This window comes from Candidatus Planktophila sp. (assembly GCF_044232745.1).
Taxonomy (GTDB): Bacteria; Actinomycetota; Actinomycetes; order Nanopelagicales; family Nanopelagicaceae; genus Planktophila.
On the sequence record NZ_JBIILI010000003.1, the window covers coordinates 118,713 to 134,040 of the forward strand.

Sequence of the window (15,328 nt, forward strand, 5' to 3'; positions counted from 1 at the left end):
CCGACACATCATTTGGTGTGTGGTCGCGGTAATTAGTTGGTCTTTACCTCAAGCTGGATGGCTAAATGGTCACTCATACCCGCGTGCTCATGAAGCGAAGTTTGTACATCACCACTAGTTAACGTTTGCGACAAGAAATAATCAATTTGTACCTTTGGTTGCCAACTTGGAAAAGTCTTTCCACTTGCTAATGAGTTCCACTTCAATCCTGTTACAAGTTTTAGAAAAGGAATATTGAAATCCCCCATCAGCACAATCTTACTTTTGTCGGATACACCCAATCTGTTTCCCCAACGCTTAATTTTTATCAACTGATAGAAATTAAAAAATGGTACAAAAGAAAGATGAGTATTAATGATTAACCAACCATTGTCTAAATGTGCGGCCAGTGCACTGCGTGGATGATCACGAACATAAAAACGTTTCATTTTCCCGTCGACTGGAAACACCATGAATACTCCAACTGGCGAACCCTTTAGATCTAAACGGTGCCACTGAGTAACAGGAATTGTTGAAACCATCCCAATTCCATATGCTGGTGAAGATTCCGGATCTTTGTTGGTAACAATTTTGGCATCATCAGAACCTGGCTTATGCCAATCATCTTCTGGCGAACCCATGAGTGAAGGCGCAAACGCCCAATCTGTTGCATTCATCATCGTTGCAATATTGCCAACCTGATTGTGATTGTTAGAACGTCCCAAGAAATAATCGACTTCCTGCAATCCAATAATGTCGCTCTTTAGCTCCTTGATCTCTGCCTGCAGCAGTGCTTCCGCATCAACTGTGGCATCAGGGGGCATGGCCATTCCGTGCAGTAAATTCCATGAGGTTACGCGCATTGGCCAAGGCTAGTAGCGTTCACCCCTATGAGCGCGCAGACACCTGATTCCAACACGGCCTCGCTCTCGCCCATTAATCGCGAAAGCGAATTGAGAGCCGATGCCGCAGAGCTAGCCGCACTGTGGAAATCAGCACAGATTATTCATTTGGTAGATGCACGCTTAAGTGCCGGGGGTGATTCACTAACTTTTATTGATGCCGCTGCAGTTACCGCAGCCCAAGAAATTTTTGTTGCTGGCGATCGCTTCTTCTTGGGAATCGGTCGTGATGACAATCAGGCTTACTTTGCGTGGCACACAACCTGGATTAATCCACCTGAAGATGATGGAACCGAAGAGTTTGAGAAGCGTAAGTACGAAGGATTCAAATCGTTGCGCGAACTCGGCGGTCAATTAGATGCTGATGAGTTAGCACTTGCCATGCACGCAGTTGGTTTAGCTAACTGGCATGCAACTCATACACATTGCGCCAGGTGTGGAGCGCCGACTGTTAGCGATCTAGGTGGCAGTGTTCGAGTGTGTCCTCAAGACGCAACACAACATCACCCACGCACCGACCCGGCTGTCATCGTTTTAGTAAAAGATAAAGATGATCGCATCCTGTTGGGGCATCAACCAACCTGGCCTGATAAACGTTTTTCTACTTTTGCTGGTTTTGTCGAAACAGGTGAATCATTTGAAGAGTGTGTATCGCGCGAAGTATTCGAAGAAGCTGGTGTTTATGCAGCTGACATCAATTACTTAACTTCACAGGCTTGGCCATTTCCGGCATCGATCATGATTGCATTCGAAGCAATTACGCATCGCCCAGAAGAAGCTCGCCCTGATGGCACTGAAATTACTGAAGTACGCTGGTTTTCACGTGATGACATGAAAGCCGCTGTTGCAGCACAAGATCTTTTATTGCCGCCAAAAATTTCAGTTGCACGTCGCATGATTGAGTCTTGGTACACGCGGGTTGATGGCTATACCCGCGAACAATTGCGTGGTGGTGAATCGTGGAGGCCGTAGGAAACCTACGCGCAGAAGAGATTCTTGAGGCGCTAGATAACGAACAACGCGCTGTCGCACTTGCTACACGCGGACCTGTTTGCGTCATTGCTGGTGCCGGAACAGGTAAGACCCGGGCAATCACACACCGAATTGCATATGCCGCAGCTATTGGCACCATGGATCCGCACAAAGTTTTAGCTCTTACCTTTACCGCGCGCGCAGCTGGCGAAATGCGCACACGATTGCGTTCGCTAGGTGTTCCGGCAGTTGCTGCCCGCACCATCCATGCCGCAGCTCTAAAGCAATTGACCTTCTTTTGGCCACAGGTATTTGGTGGCCGCACGCCTGATTTACTGACTACCAAGTCCGGATTTTTAACAGAAGCGATAAAGCGTGCTCAATTACAAGGCGAGCTATCAATTACATCCCGTGATTTACTGCGCGATATCGCAACAGAGATTGAATGGGCCAAGGTTTCACAAGTTGCCCCATCTGATTACTTAAGCGAATCGCTTAAGCGCACAGTTAAGCCTCGGATTAATCCCGAACAACTAGCCAAGGTTTACACAGCCTATGAAAGTGTGAAGCACCAAGAGCGCGCAATTGATTTTGAAGATGTCCTACTGCTGACAACTGCAATGATTGAAGAAGAGCGCGAAGTTCGTGAACGCGTGCAGGATCAATACCGATTCTTTACAGTTGATGAGTATCAGGATATTTCCCCGCTGCAGCAACGATTAATCAATGCCTGGTTGGGTTCTCGTCAGGAATTATGCGTTGTGGGAGACCCTGCGCAAACTATTTACTCATTTGCTGGGGCAACACCGGTGTTCCTCAATTCATTTACCCAACGTTTCCCAGAAGCCGAAGTTGTGCGCCTAACAACTGGATACCGATCAACCCCCGAAATCATCTTCACCGCCAACAGCATTTTGCGAAAAGGTGCAATGGGTAACGAACTAGTTGCAATCAATGATCATGGCAGCAAGCCAACGATTACGGCTTATAGTGATGAAGCTGCAGAAATTGCCGGAATCGTTCGAGCAATCACTCAGTTGATCTCTGAAGGAACACCTGCTCAAGAGATTGCAGTTCTAGCCCGCACTAACAACCAATTAAATGGTTTAGAAAAAGCGATGAACACAGCCAACTTGCCATACCAAGTTCGCAATACTGAACGCTTTTTTGAACGCAAGGAAGTCCGTGATTTCTTGAAGCAGGTTCGTACCGCATCTGTTATTCCAACCGAAGGTGTGTCATGGCTTGATGAACTGCGCACTCTTGCTCAACCATTTTTAACTGGGGGAGCGATCGATGGAATCGCAGCGTTGTTACACCTTGCACGCGAACTAGATGGTGACAGCGGATTTACTCCTAAGAATCTGCGCGCGTACCTGCGCGAAGTCGAAGATCGTGTTCAGCAAAATAATCCACCAACCATGCCTGTGACAACTCTTGCAACGTTGCATGCAGCAAAAGGTTTGGAATGGGAAAGAGTATTTTTAATTGGCGTTAGCGATGGAATCTTGCCTCTTGAAAACAACAGTACGACAGGTGATCAAGCATCAATTGATGAAGAACGAAGATTGTTTTATGTTGGAATCACCCGCGCTAAATCAGATCTGCGCCTTAGCTATCGAGGCAAACCATCACGATTCTTGGCTGAAGCGGGCTTGTCTAACTAGCTCTATGCCTTCATAAAGACCCTATGTACGCTCATTTATGCGGGGAATTAATTACCTTGCCAGTACCTCAACCCATGGTTTATCCTTATGACTTCATTCCCATGGCGGGAGTAAACATGATGGAAGGGAACGAATATGTCTAACGCATCATTCGTATCAGCAAACGCATTGCGTTCTGCTGTGATTCCTTCTGCTCATACGACCAATAAGCCTTCTACTTGGCATGCTTCAAAGCCAGCGTTTTACGCAGCTTTTTATGCCGGATACGAGGCCAATGGTGGTTCAATCGAATAATTCGATTTAGAACTAAAAGCCAAGGGCCTCGAATCCACAAGGATTCGGAGCCCTTTTTGTTTTATATAAACAAACTTCACTCCAGAAAACCAACGACAACCAAAAGAGACCGAAGCAATACCTAACAGAAAGAAGAGGTGAGAACATGAGCGTTCTCTTCAGTGAACTACTAGTACCAGGCTGGGCAGATGAAAAGATCGGTTTGGATGCCGTAACAGGCACATACACAGACGGGTCATCATTTAATTTGCCATGCCACACAGCAGATCCTGAGCTCTACTTTTCTGAGGATGAGATGCAGGTGCGAGAGGCCAAGTCACTCTGTGGCGGATGTCCCGTGCGTGCTCAGTGCTTAGAAGGTGCGTTATCGCGCCAAGAGCCAGCAGGTGTGTGGGGTGGAGAATTATTTGAAGAAGGTCGCATCATTGCAAAGAAGCGCAAAGCTGGACGACCAACTTTGAAAGAGATCGCTGCACGCAATGCAGAAGGCGAACTCATTGAACTCAACGTTAAGGGCGACGAGCGCGAGGAGAGTGCTGCTTAACGAGAGAGTTTTGAGTTAATCTCACTCCCATGAAGCAAGATCCTGCAAAGGCCCGCGCACTAGTGGCATCCCTACTCTTTGTTGAGGCAGGCGTTGTATTTGCCCTCGCAGCATGGCTGTTGGTGCTCACAGTTACTTCAGGTTCCTTCGAATTACTTCCACTTTTAGGAGTCCTGCTTTTCGCTCTCCTAGGTGGAGGCGGACTTCTTACCTGTGGTCTCTTCTATAAGAGTGGCGCTTACTATGGGCGCGCTCCTGCAGTATTAGCTAACTTAATTGCATTGGGCGTAGTTTCTTATCAAGTAGAAGCTCACCTATGGTTTGTTGCAATTCCATTGGCTGCTTTAGCTGGAACAACTTTAATTGCGGTGTTGCGCGCCATTCCAACTGATTCGACTGGCACAACTATTTAAAAAAAGATTTACCACTCGACGATCTGATTGTCTTCCCACAAAACTCCTGTTGTATCTCCAGCATTAAATTCTCTAGTGGCCAACCACAACGCACACGCAGCACCTTCCTCGGCACTTCGTGGTGCATCGGCACCACCCATGTCGGTGCGTGAATGATTCGGACACACTGCATCAACCAAGACACCGCGTGCACCTAATCCTGTTTCATGTGCAAGGTTTCGAACTAGTGCATTAACTCCAGCTTTACTGATTCGGTATGGAGCAAGGCCACCTGCATTGCCAGGTCCTGACATTCTTCCTAAGCAAGCAGAGTAAATAATGACGCGACCACTTCGAGCTTCAACCATTGTGGGTGCTAAGCCATTAACAAGTGTGAATACAGAATCTAAATTGATCGCCATGACTCGACGCCATTCAGCATCAGTCGTTTTCAAAGTCTTTGACATTTTGTCGCTCATCACACCGTGGGCCAGAATTAGTAGGTCAGGTGCAGCATGCTGTTGCGAAATCATCGCAACTACGTTGCGAGTTGCTTGCATGTCCTCAAGATCAACTGAATATGTGGTGAACTGTTGATTCGGGTGATTTAGTTGTAATGATTCCTGAGTCTGCGATAGGCGGCCCGAATCCTTGGCAATCATCACGATGTCATAGCCCAGCGCAGCTAGAGACTTGGCGTTTTCAAAACCCAGACCTCTGCTTGCGCCGGTGACCACTGCTAAAACCATTGGCAAAGCCTGCCTCAGATATCTGGAAAATGGAGCCTGAAATTAATGTGGCCAATCTCGCCTTATGAGCGCCAATCCATGTTTATCAGGGCCAGTCACTGCCGATAGGCTTAGACCTGTAATCAATGCAGAAGGAGCTTGCCAGTGTCGGCACAGGATTTTGGCGCAAATGATTGGCTCGTTGATGAAATGTACGAGCAGTATTTAGCGAATCCTTCTTCCGTAGACCCAGCATGGATTGAGTATTTCAAAACCAATAAACCCGGAGCACCAGCAACTTCAGCAAGTACTGGTTCAACATCGGTTGCACCAAGTAAAGGTGTTCCACCCGTTCCAAAGGCACAACAAAAAGCGGCACAACCTGCACCTGTTGTTGCGCCAACACCTGCACCAGTAGTTGCCGCACCTGTTGTGGCTGCAGCACCTGTTGCACCAACACCTCAGCAACCAGTGCTTCGCGAGACTGCAGCAATACAACCAACACCGGCAGATCCAATTGTTAAGCCTGTTCCAGTTTTGATTACGCCATCAGCATCTTCACTTGAACCAATTCGCGGAGTTTCAGCTCGCGTAGTTCAAGCAATGGAAGGATCGCTAACAGTTCCGACAGCAACATCTGTTCGCGCAATTCCTGCCAAGTTAATGATTGATAATCGCATCGTGATTAACAATCACTTGAAGCGCAGTCGTGGTGGAAAAGTTTCCTTTACTCACATCATCGCTTTTGCAATGATCAAGGCAGTTCGTGCAATGCCAGAGATGAATGCCTTCTTTGGTGACATAGATGGCAAGCCCGCAATTGGAAAGCCAGAACACATCAACTTAGGCGTTGCCATCGATTTAGCTAAGGAAGATGGATCACGTCAATTATTGGTTCCATCAATTAAGGGTTGCGAAGAATTAGATTTTGGACAGTTCTGGAACGCCTACGAAGCTGTAATTAAAAAGGCTCGTGGTGGATCTTTAACTGTTGAAGATTTTGCAGGCACGACGATGTCCATTACTAATCCAGGAACTATCGGAACAGTTCACTCTGTTCCACGTTTAGTTCAAGGCCAAGGCCTGATTCTTGGCGTTGGAGCGATGGATTATCCAGCTGAATTCCAGGGCGCAAGTGAGCAAACCCTTATTGAGATGGCTGTTAGCAAGGTAATTACTCTTACAAGCACGTATGACCACCGCATTATTCAGGGCGCACAATCTGGTGATTTCTTGCGCCGCATGCACGAATACTTGCTAGGTGCAGAAGGTTTCTACGATGACATCTTTAGTGCACTTCGTATTCCTTACGAACCAATTCGTTGGGCAACTGATTTTGCTTTCTCTCGCGATGAAGAAATCAGCAAGACGGCTCGAGTTCAACAGTTAATTCAGTCATACCGAACATTCGGTCACTTGATGGCTGATGTTGATCCCCTTGAATACGTTCAGCGTTCACACCCTGATCTAGATGTTGTTACACATGGTTTAACGCTCTGGGATCTTGATCGCGAATTTGCTACTGGCGGTTTTGGTGGTGAACGCTTCATGACCCTTCGCAAGATTCTTGGAATATTGCGCGATGCGTATTGCCGTTCAGTTGGCGTTGAATATATGTACATCCAAAATCGCGAAGAGCGCGAGTGGATTCAGAATCGTGTTGAAGTTGGGTATGCCAAATTACCTCGCGATGAACAACTACACGTTTTACGTAAGCTCAACAGTGCTGAATCTTTTGAGTCGTTCCTGCACACAAAGTTTGTTGGACAAAAGCGATTCTCGCTAGAAGGCGGAGAATCAGTTATTCCACTACTTGATGCTGTTATTTCCGCAGCCGCAGATGATGGACTTGATGAAGTCTGTATTGGCATGCCGCACCGTGGTCGACTGAATATTCTTGCAAATGTTGCTGGCAAATCTGCAGGTCAAATCTTTCAAGAGTTCCAGGGTCACTACACAGAAAATCAGGTCCAAGGATCTGGCGATGTGAAGTATCACTTGGGAACCTCAGGGGTCTTTACATCCAATAGCGGTGCAACTACAAATGTTTATCTTGCGGCAAACCCATCTCACCTAGAGGCTGTAAACCCAGTACTAGAGGGCATTGTTCGCGCAAAGCAAGACCGCATGAATGTGAAGAACGCTTACTCCGTAATGCCAATTCTTTTGCATGGAGATGCCTCATTTGCAGGCCAAGGTGTTAACGCTGAAGTTCTGCAGCTAGCTGGCCTTCCTGGGTACCGCACCGGTGGAACAATTCACATTGTTATTAACAATCAAGTTGGATTTACAACATCCCCAATTTCCTCACGTACTTCTGTGTACTCAACTGACTTTGCAAAGATCACTCAAGCACCGGTGTTCCATGTAAATGGCGATGATCCAGAAGCATGTGTTCGCGTTGCTCGTTTGGCATTTGAATATCGTCAAGAATTTAACAAGGATGTTGTTGTCGACATGGTTTGTTACCGTCGTCGTGGACACAACGAAGGTGACGAGCCAAGTTTCACTCAACCATTGATGTACAAGATGATTGATGCAAAGCGCTCAACTCGTAATTTGTATACCGAAGCACTTGTTGGCCGTGGAGATTTAACTCCTGAACAAGTAGATGAAATTGCTCGTGATTACCAAGAACAGCTTGAATCAATTTTCGCATCAGTTAACAACATCGAACCAGAACATGATGAAAACTTTAAGGTTCCAGTTGCGCCAGAACCAGAGGCAATTAGCACGGCGATCTCGGAAAATCTTGCACAAGAAATTGCTGCAACGCAGTTAGCGGTTCCAGAAGGATTTAGCGTTCATCCTAAGTTAACTCCGCAACTTGCAAAGCGCGTCGAGTCGCTTAACGATGGAACGATCGACTGGTCAACAGGTGAAATGCTTGCATTCGGTTCACTTCTTAAAGAAGGCCACCCAATTCGACTTGCTGGACAAGATGCTCGACGTGGAACTTTCTCAAACCGTCATGCTGTAATCATTGATAAAGAAAATGGCAATGAGTGGACACCGCTTCGTGGACTTATTGGCGACGAAAATCAATTCTTTGTAATTGATTCTTTGCTCAGCGAATACGCTGCCATGGGCTTTGAATATGGCTACAGCCTAGAACGTGAAGAAGCATTGGTTCTTTGGGAAGGCCAGTTTGGCGATTTCGCCAATGGCGCGCAAACAATTATTGATGAGTTTGTTTCCTCTGCACTGCAAAAGTGGGGCGAGCGTTCTTCCGTTGTACTTCTTCTTCCACATGGTTACGAAGGACAAGGGCCAGATCATTCCTCAGCACGCATCGAGCGTTACCTGCAGCTATGCGCTGAACAAAACATGACCGTTGCGCAGCCTGCAAGCCCAGCAAATTACTTCCACTTGCTGCGTTGGCATGCAAAGAACCCTGCACGTCGTCCGCTGGTTGTTTTCACACCTAAATCAATGCTTCGCCTAAAGGCAGCGGCTTCAAAACTAACTGACTTCACAACTGGTTACTTCCAAGAAGTTATCGGTGATGACTCAGTTCAAAACGCTTCTCGCGTTATTTTCTGTTCAGGAAAGATTTATCACGATCTAGTCGCAGAACGCGCAAAGCTTGGCGAAACCGGAACTGCAATTATGCGAGTTGAACTTTTGTATCCACTGCCTGTTGATGAAATGGTTGCAGAGGCTAACAAGCATCCAAATGCAAACTTGTTGTGGGTTCAAGATGAACCTGCAAACCAAGGTCCGTGGTCACATATTGCATTACGTACATCTGAGGCACACGGTGGACATGGCTTTGGAAATCGCACATTGCGTCGCATTTCTCGTCGCGCAACGGCGTCTCCTGCAACTGGAAGTCATCACTTGCATGAAGATGAGCAAAAAGCATTATTGCTCGAAGCCTTCACTCGCTAATTTGGATTATGGTTTAACTCATGAAGTCCCGCCGCTACCTAGTTTTATTCCCGATACTCCTAGTTCTTCTCGCGATTACTGTTCGAGTTGCTAGTAGTGATCAGGCTTGGGTGGCTCTCACCCCAATGCCAATTGAAATGAAAGTTCCGACAGACATCGCTGAGCGAATTACAGTTCAAGATCAGTCAGTTGATGCAGCAAAGAGTGGTGCTGTTTCTGTTGTGACTCTTTCTTATCAGCCGATTGAAGGCGAGAAGGCTTGGTTTATGACTGCTTATTACTTTATTGAAACAGATCTTGATAAAACTATTTTTCCTGATGAGGTGCCACCGTATGGCCTTAAGTTAATTACTAGAGATGGTATGGCTTTAAGTGTTATCGGACCACAGGAATCAATCTATGAACCAAATAGTCACGATGGAAAGAACTTCGGGAAGTTGTATGACATTTTGTATGACAAAAATTCTTATCGATTCAAAGACTAATTAAAGCGTTGGCGTGCGAACCCTTTAGTTATTGGGCTTTCCCCCTCTTGTATCGAAACAGAACAACACCGACTACTTCGTTAGCCGGTATCCATCCCCAGCTGCGTGAATCTGTACTCTCTTCATTCTCGCCCTGCACCCAGTAATTGCCGGCATGAAACTTTTGCACTCGCTTGATCAAGAAAATCCCAGGTCGTTCTTCGCGCTCAACAACAATCACCTTGCTCACCAGCGAGTTTCCGACCGCCTCTAAACCTGGCGCTGAATCTAGCCAGCTAACAAATAACCAGTCGCCTTCTCGGTATGTGGGAAGCATGGATTGGCCCGCGACCTTAACTGTGCCAAATTTGCTCATGGGCGGTAGTCTCGCACTATTACCAGGCAATTTAGTGGCAATAGGGGAGAAAAAATGTTTGCACCAAAGACAACTGTCTACGCACACTGCGATCTTCCATGTGGTGTTTACGATCCAGCGCAGGCAAAGATTGAAGCGCTATCTGTAAAGGCTTGCATGGAAAAGTACGCAGCAAATTCAGATGCAGATTTCCGCTCACGTTCAGTGGCAATCAAGGAAGAGCGTTCACATCAGGTTAAGGAGCACCTATGGGTGCTGTGGACTGATTACTTCAAGGCTCCACACTTCGAGGCATACCCACAGTTGCACTCATTGTTTAATGAGGCAACAAAGCTTGCAGGTGCTGCAGGTACAAAGGGAACTCAAGATGTTGCAGTTGCAGATTCATTGATCGCAAAGATCGATGAGATTGCTGAAATTTTCTGGGCCACCAAGAAAGCGTAGTTCAATAGAGGTTAAAAGTTATAGAGGATTTTAGTTTTTACTGGAATCCTGAACAAGATTAAGAGCAGCGGTGCGGGCGAGGAAAGACACTCGCTCCACCGTTGATCTTTTTATCAAGGCTGCTGCAATTTGGCGATCATGTTCATAGACTTCACATTCGAAGGTCAATTCTTTTCCTTCAATTTCAATTACGCGTGATGTTCCACGTAGTTCGGCCCCGATGCTTGCGGGTGAAAGTGAAATGAATTCAACACTGACAGGGATGGTTGTCTCCTCAGGCTCTAAATATAGATCCAGAGACAAGATTGCTGCATGCTCCATCAAGTTAATCAATAATGATGGCGCAATGATTGGGAGATCGCCGATTCCGATTGCAAGTGATGTGTCACCTGGACGTACGACCATTTCTGTTAACCCAACAGCACCAATAACTTCTTCCGCAGGATGCATCGCTATCGTCCCCGACTATCTGAATCGGGGCTTTCTGAATCAGAGCCATCATTTAAAAAGCGAATCTCTTCAGTGTGCTCAATAGTTACCTCACGATGTTCAATCTGACCAAACTCATCAATTTCAATTGAAATCTCAGTCATGCTGTACTGAGTAACAATCTCGGTGAATGCACCCGTCATTTGTCCATGAATTTGCCGGTAAATTGCATCATGTAACTCATCTGGTGCCTTTTCATCACAGCTACGACGTAACACTTCTTGCATCAAGGAATGCACCGCTTGTTCATGTGCAAGTTCTGCTTCACACGCAGGGCAAGTAGAAATATGAACTTCAACCATATTTAACTGCGGGGCTTCGATATTACCTTCGATGAGCAATACAAAAGAGTTTAGAACCTCATTGCAACCGATACCCATGGTGTTGAAATTCGAGTTATTCATAGTCATGACTTTGCCCCCGATTTCTTATCGGTGCTGTATCCAAGTTCTTTCGCGTACTCAGTCAATCGTTCGCGTAATTGCTTTCTTCCGCGGTGCAGACGTGACATAACGGTGCCGGTTGGCACCCCCACGATGTCGGCGATCTCTTTGTAAGAAAAACCTTCCACATCAGCCAAGTACACAGCAATGCGAAACTCTTCTGGAATCTCTTGCAGCGCACGCTTGATATCGCTATCAGGCAAGTTTTCTAGCGCTTCAACTTCGGCAGACTTTCCTTGATCACTCGTGTGCGAAGCAGCATCTGCTAACTGCCAATCCTCGATCTCGCCACCACTTAGTTGTGGGCGGCGTTGATCCTTACGATATGAATTGATAAATGTTGTCGTTAGCACCCGATATAGCCAGGCCCTTAGATTTGTTCCTGGTTCAAATTGATGAAATGAAGCAAATGCTTTTAGGTATGTATCTTGAACTAAATCCTTTGCATCATGCGGATTCTTTGTGTAACGAAGAGCTGCGCCATATAACTGATCGGTGAAGGCAAGGGCATCTCGCTCGAAGCGGACAGCACGATCCGCCGAGCTCTCTTTCACTAGATCCGTTGACATCGCACAAAACACTATCGCTAAAACAGGGTTTCTGGCTCTCCCAAAGGTGTTTCAACGGTTAACTCTTTCCCATTATTTGCCACGCTGTTGACTGCATCCGAAACTGGGCGAGCTATCACTATGGATTCTGGGTGCTCAACAACCATTAAGGATTTCAATTCATTCACATCGGTATTGCGTGGGTTCAGCCAGATATCCCAACGATTCGGTGGCATAAAGACCGGCATGCGGCTATGAATAGTTTCTAATTCACCTTGGGCTTCTTGAGTGATGATCGATGCAGTTTCAATAACTTCACCATTTGGCGCTGTCCAACTACTCCAGATTCCGGCGATAGGAAGTTGTAGGCCATCACGAGCAGAGATGTAAAAAGGTTGCTTAGGTCGATATTGACCTAAAGCGGTTGCCCATTCGTAATACCCGGTCGCAGGAATCAAGCAACGTGTGGATCTAAATGCATTTCTAAATGTTGGCTTTTCATGAATCGATTCGCTACGAGCGTTAATCGCTCTAGATTGCGAAGCACGTGCTTCCTGCATATCTGTTAACCATGGGCCGATTAATCCCCACGAAACTGTTGCTAGTGCTTTTTCACTCTTTGTATCGTTGCCAGTGCGGTCATTGGCGCGAACTACATAAATCGGATTTGTCGGTGCGATATTCCAATTCAGTGGCAAAGCGCTTTGAGGCGATGTTCCCGTGACCTCAAACTGCTCCATGAGTTCGCGCATATCGGCGGTTTGCGCATAACGACCACACATAATTCAAGGGTATCGCAGGTATCGGCACAGGTTAGAATAAGGCGATGACAAACAACGCTCACTGGCCAGCGATATTTCGCGGTGCAACACCAGTTGATATCAGCGTCGTTATCCCAGGATCTAAATCTGTTACTAATCGGGCATTGATTTTGGCTGCGCAAGCAAAGAGCCCTTCTACCTTGCGCCGTCCTCTTGTTTCGCGAGATAGCGAATTGATGGTTGCTGGACTAAAGGCATTGGGTATTGGAATCGAAGAGGCCACCATTGTTGTAGATGGAAATGAAGAGTTGCAATGGATTGTTACACCAGCACCAATGCACGGTGGCGTACGTGTGGATGTGGGAAATGCCGGAACTGTGATGCGCTTCTTGCCTCCGTTAGCTGGGCTTGCAACAGGTGAAGTGAATTTTGATGGGGATCCACGATCATACGAACGTCCACTAGGGCCTGTAATCAAAGCACTGGAAGAGCTCGGCGTATCAATTGATCACGAGGACAGATATAGCTTGCCACTGAAGTTGCATGGCACTGGAAAAATCAGTGGCGGAGAAATCACAATCGATGCCAGCGAATCAAGCCAGTTTTTATCAGCGCTACTTTTAGTCGCTCCAAGCTTTACCAATGGCATAACCGTTAAACACAAAGGTGGCTCGTTGCCATCGATGCCACATATTGAAATGACAGTTGAGATGTTGCGCCAATTCGGAGCATCGGTAGAAGTGGATCCAGTTTCACAAACGTGGATCGTTAAGCCAGGTGCTCTACATGGCTTAGATTTAGTAATCGAACCTGATCTTTCAAATGCTTCACCGTTCCTTTCGGTTGCAATGGTGTGTGGTGGACGAGTAGCAATTGCAGATTGGCCCATGAAAACTACACAGCCAGGTGATCAATTACGAACAATCCTTGCTGACATGGGCGCGCAATTCTCGTTTGGAGATAACGGCCTGACAATAATTGGCACAGGGAAAATTCATGGCATAGATGTTGATTTGCATGATGTGGGTGAGTTAACTCCTTCGATTGCAGCCCTTTGCGCGCTTGCTGATTCGCCATCGCATTTACGTGGAATCGGACATTTGCGCAAGCACGAAACTGATCGTTTAGCTGCGTTAACCCGCGAAATAAATGCGTTAGGCGGCAATGTCGTAGAAGAAGAAACCGCTTTGCATATAACACCAGCACCGCTGCATGCCGGCGTATTCCACACATATGACGATCACCGATTAGCAACCGCTGGTGCTGTTCTAGGCCTAGTAATTGAAGGAATCGAAGTAGAGAACATCGCCACTACTCGCAAGACTTTGCCAGATTTTCCAGGTTTGTGGAGTTCGCTCTTACTATGAGTCCACGCGAATACGATGAATCAGATGCGCGAATTCGCCCATCACGTAGCACTCGCCCGCGTAGTAAAGATCGCCCATCACACAATGATGCGATTTTAGCATTAGTAACAACAGTAGATCGCGGTCGACAAACATGTATCACCGATGACGGAACCATTGTTACGGCAATGCGTGCCCGCGAACTTGGTCCAAAGTCAGTTGTCACAGGTGACAATGTTTCTATTGTTGGCGATGTAACTGGATCAGAGGGATCACTTGCACGCATCGTTGCGGTTCAAGATCGTCGTAATTCATTAAGTCGCACAATTGATGATGCAGCACAGGTAGAACGAACTATCGTTGCAAATATCGATCAGTTAGTAATTGTTGTAGCAGCTGCAAACCCAGAACCTCGTCGTGGACTTATCGATCGTTTTCTTGTCTCTGCTTTTACCGAAGGAATCATTCCAAAAATTGTTGTTACCAAAACAGACATCAGCGAAGTTCCACCGTTTCTTGCCGAGTATGCGGATTTGGATGTTGAAATCATTCACACCGCGATTAAGAGCGATTCAAGAGCTAAAGATTTAGCAAAGTTACATCAAGTTCTTGAGGGCAAAATATCTGTTTTAGTTGGTCATTCTGGTGTTGGTAAATCAACCCTGATTAACGCACTTGTTCCAGCAGCAGATCGTGTTACTGGTGATGTGAATGAAGCAACAGGTCGCGGCCGACATACTTCTTCGAGTGCAATCGCTTTGCCACTTGTAGATAGCGATGGCTGGATTATTGATACCCCTGGTATTCGTGCATTTGGACTAAGTCACATAGATAACCAGCGAATAGTTGATGCCTTTAGTGATTTATCTGAAGTTGCCGCAAACTGCCTTTCCAACTGCTCTCACTCTGAAAGCTCATGCAGCTTAGATGCCTGGGCAAGCCCTGATGGGGTTGCTAATCCCCATCGAATTGCACGCCTGGCAAGCCTTAGATCATTGTTGGCTGTCAAGGATTCCCCTGCACCAGCAGTCGAGGATTAATCTCACATTTTATTCGGGCTCACCTCCCTTTTAGGCAGGGCAACAACT

Annotated in this window: 17 protein-coding genes; 10 read left to right on the top strand and 7 right to left on the bottom strand. The window is 46.6% G+C overall.

Features of this window, described 5'->3' with window-relative positions:
• Nucleotides 1-32 precede the first annotated feature (32 nt).
• Nucleotides 33-842, bottom strand: a complete 810-nt coding sequence (locus AC9UGD_RS03290) for an endonuclease/exonuclease/phosphatase family protein (RefSeq protein WP_509569509.1) — start codon at nt 840-842, stop codon at nt 33-35.
• 27 nt (nt 843-869) lie between these two features.
• Between AC9UGD_RS03290 and nudC the strand changes: the two genes are divergently transcribed.
• The 5 genes from nudC to AC9UGD_RS03315 all read left to right on the top strand — a co-directional run bounded on the left by nudC (nt 870) and on the right by AC9UGD_RS03315 (nt 4,771).
• Complete coding sequence (gene nudC / locus AC9UGD_RS03295; RefSeq protein WP_509569511.1) at nt 870-1,853, top strand: NAD(+) diphosphatase; 984 nt, start codon at nt 870-872, stop codon at nt 1,851-1,853.
• Nucleotides 1,841-3,520, top strand: a complete 1,680-nt coding sequence (locus AC9UGD_RS03300) for an ATP-dependent helicase (RefSeq protein ID WP_509569514.1) — start codon at nt 1,841-1,843, stop codon at nt 3,518-3,520. Before nudC ends, AC9UGD_RS03300 begins: the two co-directional genes overlap by 13 nt.
• Nucleotides 3,521-3,655: 135 nt before the next feature.
• Nucleotides 3,656-3,814 (top strand): hypothetical protein, encoded by a 159-nt coding sequence (locus AC9UGD_RS03305; RefSeq protein ID WP_509569517.1) that lies wholly within the window; start codon nt 3,656-3,658, stop codon nt 3,812-3,814.
• A 145-nt stretch (nt 3,815-3,959) separates the two neighbouring features.
• Nucleotides 3,960-4,358 (top strand): WhiB family transcriptional regulator, encoded by a 399-nt coding sequence (locus tag AC9UGD_RS03310; RefSeq protein WP_509569519.1) that lies wholly within the window; start codon nt 3,960-3,962, stop codon nt 4,356-4,358.
• Between the two features lie 29 nt (nt 4,359-4,387).
• Complete coding sequence (locus tag AC9UGD_RS03315) at nt 4,388-4,771, top strand: hypothetical protein (protein WP_509569521.1); 384 nt, start codon at nt 4,388-4,390, stop codon at nt 4,769-4,771.
• A gap of 8 nt (nt 4,772-4,779) precedes the next feature.
• Here AC9UGD_RS03315 and AC9UGD_RS03320 read toward each other — a convergent pair whose 3' ends face one another.
• Nucleotides 4,780-5,499, bottom strand: coding sequence for an SDR family NAD(P)-dependent oxidoreductase (locus tag AC9UGD_RS03320; protein WP_509569524.1), 720 nt, complete (start codon nt 5,497-5,499; stop codon nt 4,780-4,782).
• A 144-nt stretch (nt 5,500-5,643) separates the two neighbouring features.
• On the opposite strand from AC9UGD_RS03320, the gene AC9UGD_RS03325 reads away from it, so the two are divergent.
• Nucleotides 5,644-9,369 carry a multifunctional oxoglutarate decarboxylase/oxoglutarate dehydrogenase thiamine pyrophosphate-binding subunit/dihydrolipoyllysine-residue succinyltransferase subunit gene (locus AC9UGD_RS03325; protein ID WP_509569527.1) on the top strand — a complete coding sequence of 1,242 codons (3,726 nt, stop codon included), beginning with the start codon at nt 5,644-5,646 and terminating at the stop codon, nt 9,367-9,369.
• A gap of 20 nt (nt 9,370-9,389) precedes the next feature.
• On the top strand, nt 9,390-9,854 hold the full coding sequence (locus AC9UGD_RS03330) for a hypothetical protein (protein WP_509569530.1): 465 nt from the start codon (nt 9,390-9,392) through the stop codon (nt 9,852-9,854).
• A 28-nt stretch (nt 9,855-9,882) separates the two neighbouring features.
• On the opposite strand, the gene AC9UGD_RS03335 is transcribed toward AC9UGD_RS03330, so the two are convergent.
• Entirely contained in the window at nt 9,883-10,209 is a 327-nt protein-coding gene (locus tag AC9UGD_RS03335) for a S26 family signal peptidase (protein WP_509569532.1), read from the bottom strand.
• Nucleotides 10,210-10,263: 54 nt separating this feature from the next.
• Between AC9UGD_RS03335 and sodN the strand changes: the two genes are divergently transcribed.
• Entirely contained in the window at nt 10,264-10,653 is a 390-nt protein-coding gene (sodN, locus tag AC9UGD_RS03340) for a superoxide dismutase, Ni (protein ID WP_509569535.1), read from the top strand.
• Between the two features lie 30 nt (nt 10,654-10,683).
• On the opposite strand, the gene AC9UGD_RS03345 is transcribed toward sodN, so the two are convergent.
• Genes AC9UGD_RS03345 through AC9UGD_RS03360 form a run of 4 tightly spaced genes read right to left on the bottom strand, consistent with a single transcriptional unit; the run spans nt 10,684 to nt 12,915 of the window.
• Complete coding sequence (locus tag AC9UGD_RS03345; RefSeq protein WP_509569538.1) at nt 10,684-11,103, bottom strand: thioesterase family protein; 420 nt, start codon at nt 11,101-11,103, stop codon at nt 10,684-10,686.
• Nucleotides 11,104-11,105: 2 nt separating this feature from the next.
• On the bottom strand, nt 11,106-11,546 hold the full coding sequence (locus AC9UGD_RS03350; protein WP_509569541.1) for an anti-sigma factor family protein: 441 nt from the start codon (nt 11,544-11,546) through the stop codon (nt 11,106-11,108).
• A 2-nt stretch (nt 11,547-11,548) separates the two neighbouring features.
• A complete protein-coding gene (locus AC9UGD_RS03355; protein ID WP_509569544.1) occupies nt 11,549-12,154 on the bottom strand; it encodes a sigma-70 family RNA polymerase sigma factor in 606 nt (201 codons plus the stop codon).
• A gap of 17 nt (nt 12,155-12,171) precedes the next feature.
• A complete protein-coding gene (locus AC9UGD_RS03360) occupies nt 12,172-12,915 on the bottom strand; it encodes an SOS response-associated peptidase (protein WP_509569546.1) in 744 nt (247 codons plus the stop codon).
• A 44-nt stretch (nt 12,916-12,959) separates the two neighbouring features.
• Here AC9UGD_RS03360 and aroA point away from each other — a divergent pair, with 44 nt between their 5' ends.
• Together aroA and rsgA are read left to right on the top strand one after the other, a co-directional pair.
• Nucleotides 12,960-14,261, top strand: a complete 1,302-nt coding sequence (gene aroA, locus AC9UGD_RS03365; protein WP_509569549.1) for a 3-phosphoshikimate 1-carboxyvinyltransferase — start codon at nt 12,960-12,962, stop codon at nt 14,259-14,261.
• Nucleotides 14,258-15,280, top strand: coding sequence for a ribosome small subunit-dependent GTPase A (gene rsgA, locus AC9UGD_RS03370; protein ID WP_509569552.1), 1,023 nt, complete (start codon nt 14,258-14,260; stop codon nt 15,278-15,280). The genes aroA and rsgA overlap by 4 nt, the downstream gene beginning before the upstream one ends.
• Nucleotides 15,281-15,328: the final 48 nt, after the last annotated feature.